Genomic DNA, 3,706 nt, shown 5'->3' with positions numbered 1-3,706 from the left:
CGCACACGCGCTTCACGCAAGACGCCAGCCTTTCCCCAACGGGCGCGGTAGTCGTCAATCGCGGCGATGCCATCGAAGGGCCGCCGTGGACGTTCAGTGTCGGTGCGCAATATGATTTCCTGCTCGGCAACCGCAAGGTTTTCGTCCGCGGCGACGCCGAACATCGAAGCCGGCTGAAAACCCAGACGACCGATCGCGATCCGAACAGCGCGAACTTCGACCCGGCGCTGATCGCTCCAGACGCTTACACTTTCGTCAGCATGCGGGCGGGGGTCCAGCTCGGTGCGGCCAATCTGTCCGTGTTCGTCGACAATTTGTTCGATGTCGCGCCGCAGCTCGGCTATACGCACCAGGACAGCGATACTTTGCTATTCGAAGACTCGACGGTTCGACCGCGGACTATCGGGCTTACCGTCATTTATCGCTGACCAGTCGAACCCAGCCGGCGGTTTTACTTCCGCCGTCGAGGATGATAGGCGTCTGTGATCACAGATTGGAAGCAGCGAACCGCGTGAACGACAGTGAGGCCTTGGTCCGCACGCTCAAACGGGCGGCGACTGTGCGCTGTCCAACCGACGCGCTGATCGAAGGCCGGTCGGTCGCCGCGCTTGACGGTGCCCGCTTTACCAATAGTGCGCCGGGTGACGGTCGGTCGCTCGGGGACGTGGTTTCGGGCAGCGCCGCGGACATCGACAGGGCCGTCGTCTCGGCCCGCGCCGCATTTGAAGATGGCCGCTGGCGGGACCAGACGGCCAAGGCCAAGAAGGCCGTGCTTCACGCTTTCGCCGACATTCTTACGGCCCACGCCGACGAACTTGCGCTACTCGAATCGCTCGACACCGGTAAACCGATCGGGGATGCCGAGGCAGTCGATATCCCGCTCGCGATCAACACGACGCGTTATTATGCCGAGGCGCTCGACAAGATCTACGGCGAAGTCGCCCCGCCGAGCCCGACCCGCCTGTCCTACGCGGTCCATGAGCCGCTCGGCGTGATTGGCGCAATCGTGCCGTGGAACTTCCCGCTGCATATGGCGATGTGGAAAGTGGCGCCGGCGCTGGCCATGGGCAATTCGGTCGTTCTGAAGCCGGCCGAACAATCGCCGATGACTGCGATCCGAATGGCCGAGCTGGCACTCGACGCGGGGTTGCCGACCGGCGTCCTCAACGTCGTTCCCGGCACTGGCGACGCTGCGGGGCAGGCGCTCGCCAGGCATATGGACGTCGACATGATCGCCTTCACCGGCTCGGGCCAGGTCGGCCGATTGCTGATGCGCTATTCGGGCGAGAGCAATTTGAAGAGGGTCAGCCTGGAGCTCGGGGGAAAGTCACCGCAGATTGTCTTCCCCGACTGCCCCGACCTCGACGCTGCTGCGCAGGCCGCGGCGTGGGCAATCTTCTACAATCAGGGACAGGTCTGCACAGCGGCGTCGCGCCTGCTCGTCCACCGCGACATCAAATCCGATTTCGTGCAGCGCGTGGTCGAGGTCGCGAAGACGATCGTGCCGGGCGATCCGCTCGATCCGGCGACGCGATTTGGCGCGATGATCAGCGAAGCGCAGATGAACGTGGCGCTCGGCTATATCGCCACTGCCGAGCGCGAGGGCGCGCAGCGGATGCTCGGCGGCTCCCGCGTGCGCCAGGAAAGTGGCGGCTATTACGTCGAACCGACCATCTTCGACGGAGTCGCCACGACGGCAACTCTGGCGCGCGAAGAAGTGTTCGGCCCGGTTCTGGGAATCATCGAGTTCGGTGATGACGAGGAAGCGTACGCAATCGCCAATGACACGGTCTATGGTCTCGCCGCCGGCGTGTGGACCGCAAACCTCAATCGGGCGCACGCCGCGGCACGTCGATTGAAGGCCGGGCTGGTGTGGGTCAATGGCTGGGACGCGTGCGATATCACCATGCCGTTCGGCGGCTTCAAGCAATCGGGATTCGGGCGCGACCGGAGCCTCCATGCATTGGCCAAATATGCCGATTTGAAGGCCGTCAGCTTTACCTTGGGGGCGGCATGACCGGGTTCGGCGCCGACAAGTCCGAAGCGGACGCCTTTTTCGCGGCTCATCCCGACATCATGTTCGTGGAGACCCTGTTCACGCCGCTGTCCGGCGTCACCCGCGGAAAGCGCCTGCGGCGTGTCGAACTCGCAAAGCTTTATGCCGGCGGGGCGTTCGTTCCGGGATCGATCGTGGCGGTCGATATCCTCGGCGCGGACTGCGAAGCCAGCGGCCTGGTTTGGGAAACCGGCGATGCCGACGCCATCCTGGTCCCGGTTGCCGGCGGCCTCGTCCCGGCGCCATGGTTGGGACCGGACGTCGCACAAATTCTTTGTTCGCTTGGCACGCTCGACGGTACCCGAAGCCCCTTCGACCCGCGTGCCGTGCTCGCCCGAGTCCTCGATCGCTTCGCCGCGGACGGGCTTGCGCCGATGGTCGCGTGCGAGCTGGAATTCTATCTGGTTGAGCGGAGCCGGGGTCAGGTGCGGCGGCGTCGATCACCGTTCACCGGCCGTGAACCCAGCGGCCCGGAGGCGCACGGCTTGTCGGAAATAGAAGATGCGGGCGACTTTTTGCGCGCATTGTGGGCCGCCGCTGATATTCAGGGACTGCCGCTCGAAGGGGCCAGTGCCGAAGCGTCGCCGGGCCAACTTGAATTAACGCTCCACCACCGCGCCGATGCGCTCCAGGCTGCCGATGAAGCGGTCACGTTCAAGCGCGCTGCCAAGGGGATCGCTCGGACACTCGGTTGCGAAGCGACGTTCATGGCCAAGCCGTTCCAGGACCATGCGGGCTCGGGGATGCACATCCACATGAGCGTGATCGGCGCTGATGGCGCCAACATCTTCGCTACCGAGGACTCGGAAGGGACGCCGGCGCTGCGCCACGCAATCGGCGGGATGGCCGCGACCATGGACCAGGCGATGGCGGTGCTTGCGCCCAACGCCAATAGTTATCGCCGCTATGTGGCGCACAGCTATGCGCCGACCGCACCGACGTGGGGAGTGAACAATCGCACCGTGTCGCTGCGCATTCCGGTTGGTGAGGCCGCCTCGCGCCGGGTCGAGCACCGGGTCGCGGGTGCCGATGCCAATCCCTATTTGGCGCTGGCAGTCGTGCTGGCCGGTGCTCATCACGGCTTGACCAACCGAATTGATCCAGGTCCCGCGACGTCAGGTGACGGCTATGCGGCGGCCGCGCAATCGGGCGCCATGCTGCCGGTCGACTGGCTCGCCGCGATTGATCGCTTCGACCGTTCGGCGATCATGCGCGACTATCTCGGTGAGGAATTCGTCGACCTCTTCGTGACCGTGAAGCGCACCGAATATTCGCGATTCAACGCTGTGGTCACTCCGCTTGACCACCACTGGTATTTGCAGGGCGCATGAGCGGGGCCGGACCAACGCAGAACTGGCGCGATGCCAAGGGGGCCTTCGCCGCTCTGTTTGCTGCGCCGGCTCTGTGGTTGCTCCTGTTTTTCCTGGTCCCCCTGGCGATCGTCTGGGCGTACAGCTTCGGGCGCCCGACTGGCCTTACCGACATCGCCGTGACCGGCACCGTATCCAATTACGTTCGGACGGCGAGCCCGGTCTATCTTGGCATCTTCGCCAAATCGATCGGCTTTGCCGCGCTGACTACGCTGCTCTGCCTGATCATCGGATTCCCGATCGCCCTGGTCATCACCTTCGCCAGCCCGCGCGGCAAGGC

2 protein-coding genes and 2 pseudogenes are annotated in these 3,706 nt (G+C 64.6%); all 4 read left to right on the top strand.

The annotated features are described in order from the left end of the window. Positions 1–428, top strand: a pseudogene (locus RMO25_RS11850) (TonB-dependent receptor); the annotation flags it as partial. A gap of 83 nt (positions 429–511) precedes the next feature. Then, a complete protein-coding gene (locus RMO25_RS11845) occupies positions 512–2,017 on the top strand; it encodes an aldehyde dehydrogenase (RefSeq protein ID WP_309662805.1) in 1,506 nt (501 codons plus the stop codon). Continuing rightward, the gene (locus RMO25_RS11840; protein ID WP_309662804.1) at positions 2,014–3,387 is read left to right on the top strand and encodes a glutamine synthetase family protein; all 1,374 of its coding nucleotides are present in this window, start codon (positions 2,014–2,016) and stop codon (positions 3,385–3,387) included. The genes RMO25_RS11845 and RMO25_RS11840 overlap by 4 nt, the downstream gene beginning before the upstream one ends. Next, positions 3,384–3,706 (top strand): annotated as a pseudogene (locus tag RMO25_RS11835) (ABC transporter permease); the annotation flags it as partial. The gene RMO25_RS11840 and the pseudogene RMO25_RS11835, both read left to right, overlap by 4 nt.

The sequence above is a fragment of the Sphingomonas sp. genome (assembly GCF_031361285.1).
Lineage (GTDB): Bacteria > Pseudomonadota > Alphaproteobacteria > Sphingomonadales > Sphingomonadaceae > Sphingomicrobium.
This window is presented reverse-complemented; position numbering and strand designations above follow the sequence as displayed.